Annotated in this window: 20 protein-coding genes and 2 pseudogenes; 13 read left to right on the top strand and 9 right to left on the bottom strand. The window is 37.9% G+C overall.

Annotated features, from left to right (window positions below):
- Positions 1 to 799 precede the first annotated feature (799 nt).
- The 5 genes and pseudogenes from D4T97_RS05085 (at position 800) to gerQ (ending at position 4269) form a co-directional block, all read left to right on the top strand.
- Positions 800 to 1507: a nucleotidyltransferase domain-containing protein gene (locus tag D4T97_RS05085; protein WP_126048380.1), complete on the top strand. Its 708-nt coding sequence runs from the start codon at positions 800 to 802 to the stop codon at positions 1505 to 1507.
- Positions 1508 to 1609: pseudogene (locus D4T97_RS21060) on the top strand (tRNA-dihydrouridine synthase); the annotation flags it as partial. It abuts the gene before it with no gap.
- Between the two features lie 552 nt (positions 1610 to 2161).
- Positions 2162 to 3064: an endonuclease/exonuclease/phosphatase family protein gene (locus D4T97_RS05080; protein ID WP_126048378.1), complete on the top strand. Its 903-nt coding sequence runs from the start codon at positions 2162 to 2164 to the stop codon at positions 3062 to 3064.
- Positions 3065 to 3307: 243 nt separating this feature from the next.
- On the top strand, positions 3308 to 3784 hold the full coding sequence (locus tag D4T97_RS05075) for a cell wall hydrolase (protein ID WP_126048376.1): 477 nt from the start codon (positions 3308 to 3310) through the stop codon (positions 3782 to 3784).
- 23 nt (positions 3785 to 3807) lie between these two features.
- A complete protein-coding gene (gene gerQ / locus D4T97_RS05070) occupies positions 3808 to 4269 on the top strand; it encodes a spore coat protein GerQ (protein ID WP_126048374.1) in 462 nt (153 codons plus the stop codon).
- A 50-nt stretch (positions 4270 to 4319) separates the two neighbouring features.
- Here the strand turns inward: gerQ and D4T97_RS05065 are convergent, their stop codons facing one another.
- Together D4T97_RS05065 and D4T97_RS05060 are read right to left on the bottom strand one after the other, a co-directional pair.
- Positions 4320 to 4499, bottom strand: a complete 180-nt coding sequence (locus tag D4T97_RS05065; protein ID WP_126048372.1) for a hypothetical protein — start codon at positions 4497 to 4499, stop codon at positions 4320 to 4322.
- A 141-nt stretch (positions 4500 to 4640) separates the two neighbouring features.
- Positions 4641 to 4793 (bottom strand): annotated as a pseudogene (locus D4T97_RS05060) (universal stress protein); the annotation flags it as partial.
- Between the two features lie 433 nt (positions 4794 to 5226).
- On the opposite strand from D4T97_RS05060, the gene D4T97_RS05055 reads away from it, so the two are divergent.
- Positions 5227 to 5679 carry a hypothetical protein gene (locus D4T97_RS05055; RefSeq protein WP_126048370.1) on the top strand — a complete coding sequence of 151 codons (453 nt, stop codon included), beginning with the start codon at positions 5227 to 5229 and terminating at the stop codon, positions 5677 to 5679.
- 406 nt (positions 5680 to 6085) lie between these two features.
- On the opposite strand, the gene D4T97_RS20420 is transcribed toward D4T97_RS05055, so the two are convergent.
- From D4T97_RS20420 to D4T97_RS05040, 4 genes are all read right to left on the bottom strand, one after another.
- Positions 6086 to 6244 carry a hypothetical protein gene (locus tag D4T97_RS20420; protein WP_164525473.1) on the bottom strand — a complete coding sequence of 53 codons (159 nt, stop codon included), beginning with the start codon at positions 6242 to 6244 and terminating at the stop codon, positions 6086 to 6088.
- 323 nt (positions 6245 to 6567) lie between these two features.
- Positions 6568 to 6978 (bottom strand): carboxymuconolactone decarboxylase family protein, encoded by a 411-nt coding sequence (locus D4T97_RS05050; protein WP_126048368.1) that lies wholly within the window; start codon positions 6976 to 6978, stop codon positions 6568 to 6570.
- Positions 6979 to 7422: 444 nt separating this feature from the next.
- Positions 7423 to 7620 (bottom strand): hypothetical protein, encoded by a 198-nt coding sequence (locus D4T97_RS05045; protein ID WP_206435536.1) that lies wholly within the window; start codon positions 7618 to 7620, stop codon positions 7423 to 7425.
- Between the two features lie 3 nt (positions 7621 to 7623).
- Complete coding sequence (locus tag D4T97_RS05040; RefSeq protein ID WP_126048366.1) at positions 7624 to 8202, bottom strand: DUF4256 domain-containing protein; 579 nt, start codon at positions 8200 to 8202, stop codon at positions 7624 to 7626.
- A gap of 259 nt (positions 8203 to 8461) precedes the next feature.
- Between D4T97_RS05040 and argH the strand changes: the two genes are divergently transcribed.
- Entirely contained in the window at positions 8462 to 9949 is a 1488-nt protein-coding gene (gene argH / locus D4T97_RS05035; RefSeq protein ID WP_126048364.1) for an argininosuccinate lyase, read from the top strand.
- Positions 9950 to 10322: 373 nt separating this feature from the next.
- On the opposite strand, the gene D4T97_RS05030 is transcribed toward argH, so the two are convergent.
- On the bottom strand, positions 10323 to 11012 hold the full coding sequence (locus tag D4T97_RS05030; RefSeq protein ID WP_126048362.1) for a transaldolase family protein: 690 nt from the start codon (positions 11010 to 11012) through the stop codon (positions 10323 to 10325).
- 517 nt (positions 11013 to 11529) lie between these two features.
- Here D4T97_RS05030 and D4T97_RS05025 point away from each other — a divergent pair.
- Positions 11530 to 11919, top strand: a complete 390-nt coding sequence (locus D4T97_RS05025) for a VOC family protein (RefSeq protein WP_126048360.1) — start codon at positions 11530 to 11532, stop codon at positions 11917 to 11919.
- A 402-nt stretch (positions 11920 to 12321) separates the two neighbouring features.
- Entirely contained in the window at positions 12322 to 12654 is a 333-nt protein-coding gene (locus tag D4T97_RS05020; protein WP_126048358.1) for a cupin domain-containing protein, read from the top strand.
- Between the two features lie 72 nt (positions 12655 to 12726).
- Here the strand turns inward: D4T97_RS05020 and D4T97_RS05015 are convergent, their stop codons facing one another.
- A complete protein-coding gene (locus D4T97_RS05015) occupies positions 12727 to 13314 on the bottom strand; it encodes a YdeI/OmpD-associated family protein (protein WP_126048356.1) in 588 nt (195 codons plus the stop codon).
- 571 nt (positions 13315 to 13885) lie between these two features.
- Between D4T97_RS05015 and D4T97_RS05010 the strand changes: the two genes are divergently transcribed.
- The 3 genes from D4T97_RS05010 to D4T97_RS05000 all read left to right on the top strand — a co-directional run bounded on the left by D4T97_RS05010 (position 13886) and on the right by D4T97_RS05000 (position 16357).
- Positions 13886 to 15280, top strand: a complete 1395-nt coding sequence (locus tag D4T97_RS05010) for an L-cystine transporter (RefSeq protein WP_126048354.1) — start codon at positions 13886 to 13888, stop codon at positions 15278 to 15280.
- Between the two features lie 397 nt (positions 15281 to 15677).
- Positions 15678 to 16022 carry a PadR family transcriptional regulator gene (locus tag D4T97_RS05005; protein WP_126048352.1) on the top strand — a complete coding sequence of 115 codons (345 nt, stop codon included), beginning with the start codon at positions 15678 to 15680 and terminating at the stop codon, positions 16020 to 16022.
- The gene (locus tag D4T97_RS05000; protein ID WP_126048350.1) at positions 16019 to 16357 is read left to right on the top strand and encodes a DUF1048 domain-containing protein; all 339 of its coding nucleotides are present in this window, start codon (positions 16019 to 16021) and stop codon (positions 16355 to 16357) included. Before D4T97_RS05005 ends, D4T97_RS05000 begins: the two co-directional genes overlap by 4 nt.
- 858 nt (positions 16358 to 17215) lie before the next feature.
- Here the strand turns inward: D4T97_RS05000 and D4T97_RS04995 are convergent.
- Positions 17216 to 18061 (bottom strand): DUF2935 domain-containing protein, encoded by an 846-nt coding sequence (locus D4T97_RS04995; RefSeq protein ID WP_126048348.1) that lies wholly within the window; start codon positions 18059 to 18061, stop codon positions 17216 to 17218.
- A gap of 534 nt (positions 18062 to 18595) precedes the next feature.
- Between D4T97_RS04995 and D4T97_RS04990 the strand changes: the two genes are divergently transcribed.
- On the top strand, positions 18596 to 19465 hold the full coding sequence (locus D4T97_RS04990) for a protein-glutamine gamma-glutamyltransferase (protein WP_126048346.1): 870 nt from the start codon (positions 18596 to 18598) through the stop codon (positions 19463 to 19465).
- The last annotated feature ends 125 nt before the right edge of the window (positions 19466 to 19590 follow it).

Genomic DNA, 19590 nt, shown 5'->3' with positions numbered 1-19590 from the left:
CATTTTTGATTCCAAAAGTATGATTTTTTTATCTTTTCAAAAGGTATAATTGGTAAACGGGGTAAACAGTCGATTATTCATTGGTACACTTTTTGTCATTCAATAATGAAAATTATATTGGATGGAGTTTCATAAGCTATAATTATTAATACTTGTATCAGACTTTCTTGTTAAAGGTAATAAATATTCCGACAAATTTGTATCAGAGTTTCTTGTTGCTTTGCCATAATCACACACTTAGACTGGACCTAATTGAGGAACCTGAAATTTATTGTAAATAAAGGTTTTATGGTACTTTTTCCAAAAAAAAACTTTGTATCGGACTTTCTTGGAAACATACAGCAATGAAGGTTTTTAAATAGAAGTGTCAGCGTCATGCTAACATTTTGCTGACAATATAAGAGGCTTCTCATTAATCAATGAATTTTTGAGAAGCCTCTTTTTTTCATTTCTTTCCGTATCATATAGACGTTTTTAGTCGTGGTATAGTCGGTGTGTCCCAACCTCACCTGGATTAACAGTGGGAGTATTATTAACTCCAAGACCACCCCATATCTGTATCTTATAATAAAGTAAGTATTAAATAGTCCTAACCTATAAATAGATGGGGATTTTGTTTTGATGTATTCAATTACCCTTTTATTCGAGTGTCAAGTGTTAGGAGGCTTCTTAATATATAAAGGCGTTAGAAGGTGAAAACTTTTTGTCGCTCACAAAATCTATAGCTTTCCAGATAGCTCCTACGTTCTAGAACACTAATCATTTACTTGAATATCCTAATGTGGGAGGTGTGTTTCATATGAGAGACTCGATCAAGCGAATAGCTCAACAGTTTATTGTTTCCCACTATCCTGAATCAGATATAGTCTTGGTAGGTGGAAGTGCTGTTTATGGAAATTTAACAACAGAATCTGATATTGACCTAATTATAATTGACGAAACAGAAACACCAAGAATTGAATGTTATCACTTTCTTGGATGGAAAATAGAGGCATTTATTTATACGGCTTTATCCCTGGAGTTCGAATTTCATACAGCTAGATATACAGGGATGCCCACCATCATTAAAATGTGTGCCGAAGGTCTACTTATAGAAGATAAACATGGGAATGGAAAGGAACTCCAAAGAGAGGCAAAAATACTTTATGAACAGGGTCCACAAGTTTGGGATGAGGACACAATAAATAAAACAAGGTATCAAATTACAGATTTTTTGTCAGACTTTAAGAGTTCAGAAGATTTTGGAGAAAGTTTATTTATTTTAACTAAGTTAATAAATACGTTAACTGAACTTATTTTAAGGGCAGATGGCAATTGGATTGGTGAAGGAAAATGGGTTGCCAGGAACTTGAAATCATATGATGAAGATATGTGTGATAAACTAGCTAAATATACAAAAGCATACATGAATACAAATGATAAAACTGAACTAATCTCATTCATTCAATCTACCCTTGATAATTATGGTGGAGAACTGTTTGTTGGTTATAAAGAATTCTTTTTGTAAGGTTTTTTAGGGGCGAGTGAATTGAGAAATCAATTGATAAGATTAGAGTCAACAGAAGAAGTGTGTGTATTGCTTGATAACTTTGTGTTAGAGAATGAGTAATAATATGTAAGTTAACACTACCATATAAACCTGATTTGACGCACTTGTGGTAATTGTTGTGAACGATGTTACAGTGTACAGCTTTATGGGCGGTATGAAGTAAAAAACACCTTAAACCCTTTAAAGTAAGGGTTTAAGGTGTTTTTATGTTTTTGTGAACATATTATTTAGTCGGGCAAAAAGATACTGTTCATTAAGTTGCTAAATTTCTTAGAATTCTTCTTATGGCCTCTATTGTATATAAATAGATATTTTTTGTAATGTTATCTTCGGATGACCTTAACTTTCATAATCCATTATAGACTAGCCCCTGCTTAAGTCAAAGCGGTCCTTTATTACTGTTGGGTGTTAAGATGGAAAAGCCAATTTAATTGAATAAGACTTTTAAAAAAAGAAATGATAAATTGTACCACGTGGGGGTTCTGATGATGGATGAAAGAAAGGTTTTATCATGTAGTTGATTAGTTATTCCTGGTTAAAAACCCCCATTGATGAGGAAAAATTCTATTGTTTGCTTTCTTCCATCACATCATATAACGAGGAGGATTTAGATTGAAGAGAGTATTGAAGTCCCTATTGTTAGTGATAGCCGGATTCTTGATTATACTAAGTGGTTTATTTCCGGGAACTTCAGCTGCGTTTGCTGCAGAAAACAAAAAACAATGGACGTCGGTAGATGTAAAAGCGATGACGTTTAATCTAAGAAACAAAAATAACAATGATTCCTCGCCACATACTTGGGATGAAAGAGTCCCTGCCATTAGAAGAATGGTTAACATGAAGAGACCTGATATCATTGGAACACAAGAAGTGCTAAATACGCAACTGCAAGATCTAAAGAAAAATTTACCTGATTATAAATGGATTGGCGGACATCGCGGAGAATACTCTGCTATTTTTTATAAAGAAAAAGATTACAGAGTACTCAAGTATGACCATTTTTGGTTATCCGACACACCAAAAGTAATTGGTTCAAAAACATGGGGAAACAATGTTCCAAGAAAGGTTGCTTGGGCAAAGTTTCTTGATGTACACAGCAACAAACAGTTCTATTTCGTCAATACACACTTTGATCATCAATCCGCCAATGCTAGAGAAAAAAGTGCAGAGTTTATTCTAAAAGTAACAAAAGAATTTGATCCTGAGTTACCAGTTATTTTAACAGGTGATTTCAATGCTAAACCAGGCAGTCTTCCACACCAAATATTAACCAGTGATGGAGAATTTGATGATTTATGGGAAACAGCAAAGAAAAGAATGAATGAAGATTTAGGAACATTTAATGGTTTTGATGACCCTGCTGGTAAAGGACCTGACAAGCGTATTGACTGGATTCTCGGTAAAGGAAACCTTACAACCAATAAAATTGAAATCGTTAACTATCAGAAGAATGGCCAATTTCCAAGTGATCATTTCCCGGTGTTTGCTGACATCTCCTTAAATTATTACAAGTAATAGAAAAAATGAGCCAAGACCATGAAAAGATGAATGGTCTTGGCTCTTTTGAGTTACAGGGTAGTGTGTAATAAAGCAGGCGCTTCCGCTTTTGTTCTGCAATGTTCGGCTTTTCGGGAAAACGGGCAAACGTATGTCCTAATATCATGAAATTTCAGAAGCAAAGTATTTGGGCTTATAGGCAAGTTACCAAAACCAGCTTCAGGTAATAAGTTACTTGTATAAGCCGAAGGTGGTGAGAAAATGGGCAGACGAATAAAACATACTTCACGTGACGTCGAGGAGTTAGCGAGGCTCATGCTGGCGGAAGCAATCGGTGAAGGCCCTCAAGGGATGAACATGGTAGGATCGGTTGTGGCTAATCGAGTCGAGGCAGACTGTGCTCCTGACTTCAAAGGGTTGCGCAATATCAGACATGCGATCTATCAAACCATACCTGGAACCAATGTTCCTCACTTCGAGCCTGTCTTAAATGGATCATTGTATACACAACGTCCCACAGAAGCTGACCTCCAGAGGGCCAGGAATTTGTTACACGGTGATAGGGAACCTCGTGCAAGGATGAATTTGTGGTTTTTTAACCCTAGTCCAGGGAAAAAGTACCGAGCTCCTTGTACCGAAACGATGCCAAGATCCCCCTCGACGAAGTTCGATTTTGCGTACAGGAACCATTGCTTCTATGTCGGCGTACCGGGCTATTGCCCAGAGTTTTATAGATAAATTAATAAGGAGCTGATCTTCCCATGACTTGTGGAGACTCTGGTTATTATCCAATGAATTATTATCCTGGTTTTTATCCAGCAACTATGATGCAGAGCAGTCGAACACAACCTGCTGGCTCTCCGATGGCTATGCCTTCTGGCCCCACGTTTGCCGCCCCAGTGGTCCCGCTGGGGACCACGCAGCAACTTCTGGCAGGCGCGACGGAAGAATCATTTATAGAAAATATCATACGGATCAACAAAGGTAAGGTAGGTACATTCTACTTTACTTATCAAGGTAACAAAAGATGGAATGCAATGGTTTACCACGGGCGCGTAGAAACGGCTGGTCGTGACCACCTCATCATCAGCGACCCGTCCAGCGGTAAACGCTACTTGTTAATGATGGCAAATCTCGACTGGGTGGAATTTGATGAAAAAATTAACTATCCTTTCCCGAAAATCAGTCCGGAAGTCCAGGCGTCTCTGACGACATCGGAATGAGTTAAAGAACTCTTAAAACCCGCTTACTTCTTTTTGAGGATGAGCGGCTTTTACTTCTGATCACATATAGAATGCAAATATGGCAATGGCCGATTTCTAATTTCTTTGCCTGCAAGCGGAAACGGCAGTCCGATGAGTATTGCCCGAACATAGCTGCTAATACCATCTAAAAAAAGGCCATGCAATTCTTCGCGAAAGACTATCGGTATTTTTCTCCTCTGTACTTTCATGAAGAGGCCACCAAGAGGATAGGGCGGTAGTAGAAAAAACTAAAAAGAATGTGTCTACCATATTGACCTACTACGTTTACCAAATAAAAATGCTGACCAAAAAGGATTTAAGCCTTGGTCAGTATTTTTTGTCAACTTTGCTTATTTTACAATAAGTACCGGACAATTTACTCTTTTTACTACTCTATGACTAACACTCCCTAAAACCATCTCTTGAAATTTGTTTAGTCCACGACTTCCGATAACGACTAAATCAAATTTATTATTATTAGCATGCTCTACAATGGCGGGTCCGGCGAAAAGAAAGGGGAGTAAATACCGGGCGCCCCAGAAAGCCGGATAAAAATGTCTAAAGGGCGATCGAGATGCACCAAAGCAAAAGATATAGTTTGAATAAAATTAGAAACGGGGATCAGTAAGTTCACATTATATCGTTATTTAGAGTGCAGAACATGGTATTCAAATTCGCACTGATTTTATTATTAATATTGTGGAGGCATCTCATAAGCCCACTGGCCTGTGCGACGCCACTTAACTTCCTTTTGTATGGTAAAATAAAGTTAGTAGTTTTCCCGAATGAATATGAGGAGGCCGAAAAGACTGGCACCTGTGTACATAAGAATTGGAGAAGGAGCGGTCGCTATTGACGATAAAAACCTGAATAGGGTTTATTTTATTTTGGTTAATTTTGCTGTTTAATGTATTAGTAAGAGAAGGGGGCGAAAAAATGTATATTGGACTTACGTATCTTGTTACGTTTTTCGTCATTGTGATTTCCGCTTTTGTGACCCTTTTTATTAAGTATGAATTGGAGCAGATGTTTCGAGAGAAAAAAGATGTGCCTGCCTTTCATATATGTAATCTGATTATCGTCTTAATGGTTTCTGTGGGGGCGTATGCTGTCATGACTCTGTATGTGGCAGGCAGTGACTTCAAGCTATTCCCAAACACAGCTATCCTCTTGGCCGTAATTTTGCCGATTTATCTTATAGGTCACTTGGCATTTGAAAAGTATAAATCGGTCTATGAAAAATACAGGATTTCTGAGGACGAGAAGGTGATTGTGCTCAACGAGAAATACCTAAAGAAAAAAAGGTCTGCCAGATTCAAAGAATACAATGCCATGGGTAAGGAAGATAGAACCAAGAGAGCTGGCGCATCCAGACGCCGGTATTATTGAATGATAAGGCAAAGCCTGCAGGTGCCTGTTAAAAGATTTTTCATGTATAGTCCAACCCTCGTGACTTGAAATAAAGTTCCGGGGGTTTTTCGTTTGTGTAATGTAAAAGCAGTTAAATAAGCGGGAGCTGTCCCGAACCAAGGATAATCGCTTATTTGGCAAAAGCTTGACTTATCCCCAATATAAGAGTTTTAAAAATAGTAAACGGCAACATTGCCTATAAGCTTGTCTTCAAGTAGGCAACCTGTTAGTTTCCCTGCTTACCTCCAAAAAGTACTGCAATCCAAAAGAAAATGGAGAAGTATAAGATTCCAAAGGATTGATAAGGCCGTTGCTCTGGCAAGACTTTATCAATCCCTGTTTGGTCTTTCAATTTACGGTATTAAAATGATAGGCATACTGGTGTTTAATCCCGCATTGCTCCTGCCTCTCGGGAAGTCATTGCACCTTGTCCTTCGCTAATATCCTTCTGAATCTCCTGTTTTACTTTTTTAACATTGGTTCCAGCAAATCCAGGTTTCATACTAGATGTCACATTCTTGTTAGCTTGTTGATCTTGTCGCATACATGTCCTCCTTGATGTATTATTTAACAATCTTATTGTTAACAAAAGCCCCTAGTATATCCCGAGGATTGAGCGAATTCTGCTTAAACATAGAGGTCATTAGTATAATAAATTGAAAATATTCAGCTGCCACAAGATTTGCCACATGTACCAACACGCTTACCAGTGGATGTAAGAAGAGCAAATAAGCCTGATTCCCTCTTATAGTGAGAAATCAGGCTTATGATCATCAACAATTGTGTCTTGAGGAATGAATGGAAGCTATTCCCCAGGTAATTCATCTCAAATGATTAATTGTGTCTGTGCCAGGCACCCAACCATCTTCAATCATCAGACGTTGTAACTTTTACACCAAGTTCTGCAAACACTTTTTTAGCAGCTGTTAAAGCATTCAAAACACTCGGGAATCCTGTATACGGGATGAGATGCATGATGCAACCTACAATCTCCTCTGGTGTTAAACCAACGGAAAGCCCAGTTTTGATATGCATCTCAATCTGGGGTTTTCCTTGAGCAACAAGAGCTGTAATGGTTGTAAGCACTTTTTGCTTGTTATCCAATCCCGGACGCGAATAAATATCTCCAAATGCAAATTCAACAACATATTTGCTTAAATCTGGAGCAATATCTTTAAACCCTTCACCAATGTCCATAAAGCCAGTTGGATTTTCATCACCTGATGATGTAAGTTCCTTTATCTTCTCTATACCTTGTTGATAACGATCCTTAGCCATTTAAAAATCCCCCTTGGTGTAATTACCCGTCATATTATTCCATAATTAACGCTTAAGGATTTTCTGGAAATGTCGGTAATTAGAAATGATTATAACTTCTATAAAATTTAAACTAAATAAAATTCCATTATTTTCTTAACAATGCTAGTATATAGCCTTTAGAAATATAAGTAAAATGAATATGATTGATTTCATAATCGCAACTTCATATCCCATTATATAAAAATACTTTTCTCACAATCTAGCCCTTTCATAGAATAAAGGAATGATGATTTGTTCCTTTGTGACCTTTTCTTCAGTATGAATTAGATTAGATTTATTGAGAGAAAAAGAGGAGTTTGCATGTTTTTTATTTTTTTCCTTCTACTATCAATAAAGTAGAGTCAAAATAACTATAATTATTTTAAAAAAGCCCATTTCCTAAGAAATTGGGCTTTTTACGTTTTAATTAATAAGCATAACGCCATCAATGATAATGTTCTGCCCGAAATTAGATGAGGCTAGAAAGGAAACGAGGTCTGCAACATCTTCAGGAGTTTGAGAACCGTCAAGCGCAATCCCTTCTGAGAATTTGGCATAGGCTTCTCCTTTTTCGGCTCCCATATGATCCTCATCTTTTCGTCCTATCAGCTGACTGTACAAAATTCAGACCCTTAGCGAACCACGGAAACCCCTGGCAGCATAGTAGGATTCTGCTCCATTGTGATACGTGAAGACGTGTCCGTAGCGAAAGTCGCAAAAAATAGCTCCACCAAGTTCTCTAATATCAGTTGGTGTTTGCACCCAGCTTGACGATTTCTTATCGACATTTTCCAACTCCTGCAACGCTCGATATTGTTCTTCCGTTAACATTTCAATGCCCATGTCAGCCGCCATATCCATAGCGTTATTTTCCGGCTTATGTTTTTTCCTTGATTCCAGCGCTTCACGGTCGTAACAAACACTTCTGCGGCCTTTTGGACTTTCTGGTGAACAATCACAAAATATGTATTCGTCCTTGTCTTCATCATATCCAATGGCGTCCGGTTCACCGCCGGTTCTTTCCATTTCATTGAGCGACCACAGTTTTTCTATATTAGCTTCCAGCTTTGCTTGGACTTTAGCCCATTCAATGCCTTGATGGCGATGCATGTTTTTCTCAAAGCGGGCTTTCAATACTGTGAGCAATTCTGCACGTTGTTCTGATGACAAATTCTTATCGCTGACTATATTTTCTTTTGACATATTCATTTCCTCCTTATTTCTTTTTAATGGTTTAATCAATCGCATTTTAAAGCTGAATGTAGAAATTATAATAGTATCCTTGGTTAGCCTATCATAATTTTACCTTAAGACAAATACTTTTTGCATGAAGTGTTAAGTGCCAGACACCAAGGCTATTCTCAATGGTTAGTAAATGGTGTCGGAGCCAGGCACTCAACCATATACATATTGCATAAACCAACCGATTTCCCCAACCTTAAGTAATGCGGAGATGAGATAAATGAGTGTGTTTGATGAGTTTATAAAAAATGAAGGGAATTCGTTTCCCGGAAAAACGTATGAGGAAGAATTATTAGTTCCAGTTTTTAATGATCAGAAAATTTATTTATTCGACGTCATGTTTGATATTCACCGAGCTCATGTCATTATGCTTGCAGAACAAAATATTATTCAAATAGAAGCGGCGAAAAAGATGTTGGCCGGGATTAATAAGGTAGCTGCATTGGATAAGGATACTTTTACTTATCAACCCGAATTCGAGGATTTATTCTTTTTGGTAGAGGCTAAAATCAGTGAAGAAATTGGAGCTGATTTAGCCGGAAACATTCATATTGGCCGCAGCAGGAACGATATGGGGATCGCTATGTATCGCTTAGTTTTAAGAAAATATTTATTAGATTTTTTAAAGGAAAGTTATCGATTAAGTGAGATTCTATTAACACAAGCCCAACAACATGCGAGGACATATATAACCGGATTTACCCACACACAACCCGCTCAACCAACGACATTAGGTCATTATTTTTTAGCCATTTATGATGTGCTGCAGAGAGATATTAATAGAATGTGGGCTTCCTATGCTACAGTGAATCAATCTCCGATGGGGGCGGCCGCACTCACGACTACTGGATTTCCCATTAATCGGCAGCGCATGTGTGAACTTTTAGGCTTTGACAAAATCATCGAAAATTCCTATGACTGTATTGGCGGTGCGGACTATTTACTCGACGCTTCAACGGCAATCATGACGTGCATGGTGAATACAGGCAGATGGATTCAAGATTTTCTCCGTTATGTGACGAGAGAAGCTGGCTATTTTAAAGTGGCCGATACTTACGTTCAGGTGAGTAGTATTATGCCGCAAAAGAGAAATCCAGTCTCAATCGAACATTCCCGTTCCCTCGCGAGCAGCGCGTATGGTGATGCATTAGCCGCGATAAACATGATCCATAACACTCCCTTTGGTGACATCGTTGATACGGAAGATGATCTTCAACCGCACTTGTATCGCGCCTTTGAGAAGGCAAACCGTGTAATGAAGCTGATGTATGCGGTAATCGCTACGTTAGAAGTAGACAAAGAAATGACTATGAAAATGGCCAGGAAGTCGAGCATTACGATTACGGAACTAGCTGATACTTTAACGAGGGAGCATCATGTCTCGTTCCGAAAAGCCCACACGATCGCCAGTCATATCGCTCAAAAAACGTCGGAAGAGAAAAAAGAACTTTACGATTGGGCTGTTTCGGAAATCAATGCAATGATTCCTATTGATCATGTCTCGCTCTCCGAAGAGGAATGGAAAAAGATTATTTCACCAGAGCATTTTGTTGAAATTAGAAGCAGGCAAGGAGGACCAAATCCATTAGAAGTTACAAAAATGATTCAGGATAGAAAACAACAATTAGATGCTCAGCTAAAGGAATATGAAAAAACTGTTGATGAATTAAATTGTCGGCGTTCGAAATTATTGGCATATACGTTTTGACACTTCCATTCCTAAAGGGGCCTATACGACTCGGTGTAAGGAGAATAATTAAGGGAGAGAGAAGCAATCAAGCCCGTGCATCCAGATTAAAACACTTGGAATATAGTTTTAATGGTTCAGGGGCTTCGGTCTCTTTTTTTCATGGGGTGACGGGGATGAAGAATATCAAGGAAACGAAAGGAAAAGGGTAGCCAACCGCCAGAGTAACTACCTTGTAAAGTACCCCAAAAATTAGGGTCTAAATCTAATTTTTTGGGGTGTTTTAATAAGTTTAAATACAATGAGTCTTTTAAACTCATAGTCGCATGATTATGTTCTTGATTAGACATTTGAATAGGTTATATGTAGAGTCTGTTTGCTGTATGACAATCTATTATATTTTTGCACCGCTTAGATCGATCAGGGTCCTTTCACCAAATGCTTTATGCCAGTCATCACTGAACGCGCCGACATTCGCTTCAGTGGAAGGGTGTAAAAGTAATTGTTTTATTAGATCTGGTGCAAGTGTGACACCATGTGCTCCATCAACACAAACATCAAGAACTTGTTGGATGTTCTTGAAACTTGCGGCGAGCACCTGACTGTCAAACTGATGTTTTTCCACGATTTGTATCAGATCTCTCACAACTTGCACTCCGTCGCCCGGAAGGTTGTCAATTCTGTTCACATAGGGAGTCAGATAACTTGCCCCTGCCTTTGCAGCAATATATCCCTGCAACGGTGTATATATGGTTGTCGCCATTGTCCGGATGCCCAATGAGGTCATTTCTTTGATTGCTTTTACTCCTTCGGTTGTAGCGGGGATCTTTATGACCGTTTTACCCGGAACTTTTTCGATCACATACATGGCTTCTTCCACGATATCTTCCGCTTTCATTGCTAATGTCTGTACGAATAACTCTCTGTCATTTCCTATGGCCACCCTGATGTCTTCTAGCACATCCAAGAAGTTCTTTTTTTCTTTCACAATTATGCTTGGATTCGTCGTGACACCGTCAATTGGAAAATAATCAACAAGTTCTTTAATATCTTCAGCGTTGGCTGTATCAATTACCAATAACATCAATTTATCATCCCTTCGTTTTAGAAAAGACCATACTGCCTGACAGCCTCGGAAATGCGGACAGTACGGTGATTGTTTATTATTAGTAGTATGGTCGTTTTCACTCTAGTCTGTCAATTTATTTCCTTCAGCATACTTGATGTGGGCTGCTGTTCAAGCGCTCATCCGGTGCCAAAACAATTCGTGTTTCCATGGCAGCTTGCCTTTTATAAAGAAACAGGTCTCTATAAGAAGTCGAAAAGCGGAGTATCCATGTTTTTCCAGATGGTTATTGATGTGGAGCAACATAATGAGGTTGTTTTGCGCAACATAAACATTTGTGCGCATCTTGAAGGATGTTTAGAAAGTCTTGAGGTACAATAAAGTTGTTTAACTAATGTATTATGGAAGACCTAATTTCGAACACTGATTAAGTGTTATGTTAAATTCGGAATGGAACTTCATGGCGAAATGTGGATTGTTCTGTATAGCAATATTCCCGCAGTGCCAAACAAACATCAAAGGAGGCAAAAACAGTATGAAAATCATTGTTACCAGTATATTCGTACAAGATCAAGACAAGGCACTTGAGTTTTATTCAGAAATCCTGGGTTTTGAAAAAAAGCATGACGTTCCCGCAGGAGAATATAGGTGGATTACGCTTGTTTCTCCCGAAGATCAGGAAGGTACCGAGCTGTTGCTCGAACCGAATAACCATCCAGCTGCCAAAGAGTACCAACAGAAGATATATGGCGACGGTATCCCTGCAACGATGTTTGGGGTTTCAGATGTTCACAAAGAGTACGAACGATTAATGAATCTGGGTGTGAAATTTACGATGGAGCCGAAAGATGTAGGGCCAGTCACAATAGCGGTCTTCGACGATACATGCGGCAACCTGATTCAGATCGCTCAACAAAACTCATGACGAAATAAAGTTCCGTAATGCTCCTTTTTCAAAATGAACCAATATCATGTTAACCCTGTCCTAAGTTTAGGACAGGGTTAATTAAGATTTATAACCATGAATATCAATATGGAAGGCGACAACGGGAGTTTGATGATTCGCTGGTTGAAGTATTTGCCCAGTATTCCCGAAAAATTTGATTGGGACCGAAGCGAAGGAGCTTTAAAAAATGCCGCGTTTTTAATTCGAGTATCAGGTTCTAAACAAATCAAAAGGTACCAAGGCACCTATTCCTGTTGATTGCTCTCGCAGCGTTGATTACAATAGTAGAAATGAAAATATTTAGAAGATAATTAAAATGCGATGTTTGAAAAGTTGTAAAGCAGCTTGTTCAAATAAATCTTATATGGGAGTGGACAGGGTATGGCTAATTCGAATCTATCAAAAGTAAAAATCGCAAAGACGGAAGAGGAATTCACACCTGACAAGGCGTCGACCGGAGCTTTTTCAAAATGGCTGGAAACTGACAAACAGCGGTTGCGCTTGGTGAAGTACCCGTCTGGTTATGAAGCAGATCATGTTTGTTTTGACGGGCATGCGTTCTATGTCATCTCTGGAAGCATCAAGGTAGAAATGGGAGAAGAGCTTGCTGAATGGCAAGCGGGTGATGCTTTTATCATTCCAGACGAAGTGCCGCATCGGGTAATCAATCCGTTTGATGACGACGCACAGGTTGTTGTGGTTGATCACGGTTGATCATGATGGGTTTTCTGAAATTAGAAGAGATGGGTCGGACAGGGCATGCCTTGTCCGACTTAATTTCTTCAATTAATCATTTAATCCCTTGCCATCGAGAATTTGTTGCGTATATTTTTCGATCCTTGACACCTTGGTTTTTGATTGTTTGGGGGCGGAAAAATAGAGGCAGTATGCTCTTTGCCGTCCAGGCGTCAATGCTTCAAAAGCAGTTTTCAAGGCAGGGTTTTCTTCAAATTTATTTTGAAGTTCTTCAGGAATGGTGAGGTCTGTCTTCTTTTCCACTTTCAATCCGGCTTTTTCAACTTCAACGGCTTCTAGAATATAAGCTCTCAAGAAAGCTTCCAATTCCACTATATCCTCGACATTGGTGAATCGGATCTGGCGCGCCGCCTGTACATTCTCCGTTTGCTGGATGAGAATTCCATGAGGGTCCTTCAACAAGGCTCCTTTGGGAAACAGAAGCGCACAATATTCTTTAAAACCTTGTATTAACACAATGTTTTTTCCCTCAAAAGTGTAACAAGGATTCCTCCACTTAAAATCTTCATCCAACGCACAGTTAAGGGAGATATTTCTCAACTGCTCAAATTCATCTTTCCACTTTTTTGCTTTATTTAAAAATTCATCAACCTTGGGATTCGTTTCACTATTTGTCATCAAGGAACACCCCTCTTAAATTTCACAATCAGCTGCCTGTCAGGAATGCTCTTTCCATCCCATACGATTGTTATCCGGTATATAATAGAATATTGATCGGTGTGGTGTCAAAACTAATCCAGATTGTGACGAAATATTGCTATCTTAAAAACTGGAACGGCTTAATTAAATAACAGTTTCATTCCATTTTTCAATGTGCCACACCCTTGCAATTAATAAGGACGCGTTCAGAAAAGAGGGGTTGGAATAAAAGTGAAATTAACTGAAATTCCTATTTAGAAAAAAAGCCCCTCACAAATTAATAAACTCATTGAAATCTATTTTACTGGATTTGTTTTACGGAGAAGTCAATTTATCAAGTTCAGTATCTCTATACAACCTCTTCTAAAATAGGGACTCATGAAAATGGTTCGTTAAACCAAAATATTGACAGAATCACTTGTGGCATGTATATTATTATTTTATTAAACATACTAATTAGATAGGAATTATTCTTTTATTCTGTGGCACAGTAAACAGTGATGCATATCATAAAAAAACATACTGAGCCAAATAGAGAAAGGGGGACATCATGGATATACTATTAATTAGCGTGAATATCGTTGCTTTACTTGCGATTATTGGACTTCTTATTTTTATGCAAAAGAAACATGTGTCGTTTACAAAACGCGTATTTACGGGTTTAGGTGCTGGCATTATACTTGGTGCACTTTTACAGGCCATCTATGGAGTAGATTCAGAAATTTTAACGACTACAGCAGATTGGTATAGTATTGTCGGAAGCGGATATATCAAACTGTTGATGATGATTGTCGTACCACTTGTCATGGTGTCTATCATTCAATCCATCATTAACTTGGAAAAATCAGCAGACCTTGGAAAAATGTCTGCCTGGATTATTGGTTTCTTAGTTTCGACGGCTATGGTGGCCGCTTTGATTGGAATTGGATCTGCTGCACTATTTGATTTGAATGCAGATCAAATTGAAGCGGGACAGGCTGAAATAGATCGAGGGGATATGCTTTTAGAAAAACTTGGAGAAGTAGAGGATTTAACAACGCCGCAGAAAATCCTTAGTTTTATTCCATCCAATATCTTTCTAGATATGACAGGAGAGCGCTCAACTTCGGTCATTGCAGTGGTCATTTTCTCCATCATCGTTGGGATTGCTGTCCTTGGGTTACGGAGAAAAAATCCGGAACAAGCCGAAATGTTTACGAAAATCGTGAATGCATTTTATGCAGTTGTTATGCGGATCGTAACATTGATTTTGCGCCTGACACCATTTGGAATTCTGGCTTTGATGGCAAATACGGTGGCTAAAACAGATGTGGCTGGTATTGTTCAGCTTGGAAAATTCGTGATTGCCTCTTATGTCGGTTTATTCGTCATTATGATTTTCCATCTTTTATTAGTGGGGATTTTTGGTTTAAATCCAATCACGTACCTAAGAAAGGTCATGCCTGTGCTAGGGTTTGCTTTTACATCCCGCTCGAGTGCAGGTACGATTCCACTGAACATCCAAGCACAGAAAAACTCACTTGGTGTTGATACAGGAATCGCTAACATGTCAGCTTCGTTTGGAGCAACCATTGGGCAAAACGGCTGTGCGGGATTGTATCCTGCCATGCTGGCAGTCATGATTGCTCCAACAGTAGGGATTGATCCACTTACACCAGCATTTATCATCAAATTGGTGTTAATTATCGGAATCAGTTCATTTGGCGTTGCCGGTGTGGGCGGAGGGGCAACCTTCGCAGCATTAATCGTGTTATCTTCCATGGGTCTTCCAGTCGCATTGGCAGGGTTGCTGATATCAATTGAGGCACTAATCGATATGGGGCGTACAGCTGTAAATGTAAATGACAGCATGGTTTCCGGAACATTGACAGCACGAATCTTGGGGAAACTGAATTTGAAAACATTTAATGATAAAACAGCAATTGAAGATAGCTCATCATTTTAAGCAAAAAAACTAACCGTCATTATGTTGGCGGTTAGTTTTTTTGCATTTATATCATATTCTGATTAATTCAAGACACTTTTAAAATAAGAAGGTTCTACGAATCAAAGTTTGGCGATAGTGAATCATTGGTGATCTTACAAATTAAGAAAGTTTTGTTGGAGTGGAACAGGGAGGAAATGTCCAGTTATAGTTAAATTTAGAAAGATACTGTGAAGAAATGTACCTAAAGTAACGGGACAATAACGGTATTTTTTGACGAAAATATTTATTCTTGACAAGTGACACTAATATGTATTACTATATACCCGCAGTAAGTAATACTGAATACCAGTATCACAGAACACCTATGTTACAGAGTACTCAAAAAATATTAAAGAAATACAAACGGAGGAAAAAAGTGGAGAATATAACAGAAATGTTGAAAGGAGTGCTTGAGGGTTGTGTGCTTGAGATCATCAGCTGTGGCGAAACTTACGGCTATGAAATCACGCAACAACTGAGAGAACTCGGCTTCACAGAAGTAGTTGAAGGCACAGTTTATACGATTACTATGCGCCTTGAGAAAAACAACCTGGTGGACATCGAGAAAAAGCCATCCAATATGGGACCGCCAAGAAAATTTTACACACTCAACGCAGCAGGTCGAGAGCAACTTAAAATTTTTTGGAAGAAATGGGAATTCATCTCAAGTAAAATTAACGATCTTAAAACTAAAACAAAATCAAAAGGAGAGATAATATGAGTATTTTTGAAAAAATTATCGGAAGTCTAGATGACAAGCGAGAATGGAAGGCGATGGAAGCACGTGCGAAGGTACTTCCAAGTGAGTACCACAACGCTTACCAAGCTATCAAAAAATATATGTGGACCTCTGGTGGTCCCTCTGACTGGAACGACATCAACCGTATCTTTGGTGGCATTCTCGACCTCTTCGAGGAAGGTGCAGCAGAAAGCAAGAAAGTCACTGACCTCACGGGTGAGGACGTGGCCGCTTTCTGCGCCGAACTAGTGAAGGATGCGAAAACTTGGAGGGACAAATATCGCACGAAGCTGAACGATACGATTGGTCGTGGTTAACGTTACTATTTCATAAACGGGCGCGCTTATTGAATAAGTCAGTGTGCCTTTTCCTTTATCGGGTCATTTTGTTGGCTAATATCGTTAAAATAATTTTTAACGGAGGAGAAGTAATTTGATATTCAAAAAAATTTCGGTGGCATTCTGTACTTCTTTTTTAAAATTAAATTAAAAAGGAGAAAATGATTTTGATAAAACTCCAAAGACTTTTCCTAATGTTAGGATTCTTTTTTTTATTTTTATATTTTTTTTATGTGGGAGGATATTCAACAGCTAAGCTTTTTAAGTATTCATTGGTTATTGGTTTCCTATTTTTAACCATAGATTTATTAATTATTTTATTTACCAAATTAAAAGGTAAAAATATAGATCAATAATGGATATATTCATTGAATGGGTAAGGTCAATTATGAGGTCAATTAATAGATATAGGCACATTTCGAATATATTGCGACATATCAAATTCAGTGGGTGTTAAACCATATAATCCGAATACCCAGTATTTATTAAGCTAAAGGAGTGCGATACTTCAATAACGATCTTCAACAATCAGGCCCGATTATTAAAGAAGTTAATATTTTTAAAAGGCTGTATTGCTAAGGCATCCTTATTAAAAAGTTTAACAACTTTATAATACCCCCATCCAAAACAGGAAGGGGGTGTGCGTGGTAGAAGTATTAAATTTAAATAACTTATTGTAATGCGGATGCTGACAGCTTCGCTGGTAGTATCCCTAAGGGACTGTTTAAGGTGGTGTGCAAAAGTTAACGGTGTTAAATCAGCCTAAGCAATGGAAGAATTTCAAAACAACTATTCTCTGAATTAGAACAGTTTAATAATGCCAAAATGCTTGATACACTATCTAGATTGATTAATATTACTTGTAAGATGAGCATCAAACATATCAATTATTTCAAGGAATCTATCAGCTTCACGGAAAACATGATCTGCTAATAACGGATGAATAATGCTCTTTATTTTACATTGTTCTATTAGATCACGTGCTGTTTTCTTGAAGTCCCGAAGGGATGCGACGGACACACGATTTTGGTCCAGAAATTGATCTAGAAGCGGAACAGTTTGAGATTGTGGCTTCATAGATTCTATATCTATTGCTTGATACATTAATTGATCAAAATCATTACTAAAATTTCGGGCGATATCAATTAACTTCCTTTCGGATGGATCCAACAAATGGCCAATAAATTTTGCATGGTCAGCCATAATCCTTAAGAAGAAGACATTTTCTTTAATAATAGCATCAGGAAGTGGTTTTAGTTTACCTTCATTTAATTCAATTAAACGCTTCCTAAAATAATTTGCTTCCCTACTTATATGATCAACCAAAAGGGGGAAGTTGTTTGCACCGGGCAATTGGCAAGATAGAATTAGTCCCAATACTTTTCGTTTAAATGCAAATATGCTAGTTGCGGCTTGTTGTACTTCCGAATTAAATTTTTTTATTTGTTCAGGGTCTGTTTGATTCGAAAGAGAATGCGCCGTTTGTTCAATGCGTTCAAATAATCGAAAAAATTGATTAGCTTCTTGGATTAATTTAGTGTCCTCTGCTCTAAAACCTAATCGGAGAAAAAAAGAATGTTCTTTCATGATCCTAGACCAAAAACGGATTTCATTTAACGATCGCTCGACGAAGACTCTTGATGTTACACCTGTATCAGCATGCAAATGTTCATTTCCATTCATTCCAATCCCCCCAATAATCACAACCATTTACCCTATTCATATTATTTAATAAATGGGAATATGCTGACGAAGACTGTTTAGGATACAATAGCTATTCTGTTCTTCGATTAACGGATGCACTAATCGAATAGTGTGTCCTTTGTTTGTTCATGTTTTATGCTTTTCTCGGTATCAAAAGACAAACGAGTATGTAAAATAACTTTAAGAATTGATAACTTTATTGTTGATATGATTGAAATGCCTGAAAAAACATTAGTACGAATTGAGAAATAACAACTTGTTCAACAATCGGGCCCCGATTGTTGAATTAAACTCTCAGATTTAAACGACATTATTGTTACTTACTTAAAGAGTTATTCGATGATTAATTCAAAAGTTAAATAAATTCATTTCTACCCCGTCCATTTATATGGACGGGGAAATGTGTAGTTTTGGATTAAAATTAAACAACTTTATTTTAATTTAACAACAAATTTAAAAAGGTTGAATACGCTGGTAATACTACAAATGATATTTAGATTGGAGTAAGGATTGTTGATACAACTAGCAGGGGTCCAATTTCAACAAAGTGGCATGTGGCCATCTGATAGTATTGAGCGCGTAATCATTCAACGAATGCATGAAGATCCAATCGTTTATTCGTATCAATCCATGGATGAATTAACGTTTGAACTCAAGTTACGAAAAAACATCATAGTAAGTGCAAGATCCATGAATCAAGGCCATTCACAGTTTGCAATCTTAGCAAAATCTCGTTGTAATCCCCAATATTGGCTTTTGACAAATGCCGGCGGATTCCAGTTAAGGTATGGTGTAAAACCATCTGACGCGATTCGAGACATTTACAAAAATAGTTCATTGTATGCGTTTGAATGTGCTACTGCAAAGATGATTATCTATTACCATGCCGTTCTAAACAGTATTGATGAACACTTATATAATCGATTATTCCAAAAAATCTATTTATATAGCTGGCATTCTGATCCTGAACTCGGAATACACACCATTAAAACGAATCATTTCTTACCAGGAGATGTCATCTACTTTAATAATCCAGATTTTAATCCAAAAACCCCTTGGTGGAGAGGAGAAAATGCCGTTGTTCTCGAAGATGGCACATATTTTGGACATGGATTAGGAATAAGGAGCGCTGAACAAATGATTCAAGCTCTAAATAAGACAAGAAGGCCTGGGAGTAATCAATCAGCCTATCTGGAAAATTTAGTCACAAGACCATTGTTTAAACATTTGGCAAAATATTCGATGCTGCCACGCGGTTATATAACTAATAAAATGCAACATATCATAATCCTCCATAACGAAAGTTCAATTTCATATAATCGATACCTATCTTATTTAAATAAGGTTTATAATCAGATGAACCATATAAACCTATTCCCATGAAAGATAATGTTAGTGACAAAAAAGATGTATAACTACAATAAATATGTTTAACAACTTCAAGCAACTTTTTATTCCGTTAAAGGCGCGATTCAAATAAGGATCTGCGTCTTCCTTTAGTTAAAGGG

The sequence above is a fragment of the Siminovitchia acidinfaciens genome (assembly GCF_003605385.1).
Classification (GTDB): domain Bacteria; phylum Bacillota; class Bacilli; order Bacillales; family Bacillaceae_C; genus Siminovitchia; species Siminovitchia acidinfaciens.
The sequence above is the reverse complement of the archived record's forward strand: the minus strand, read 5'-3'. Positions and strand labels throughout refer to the sequence as shown.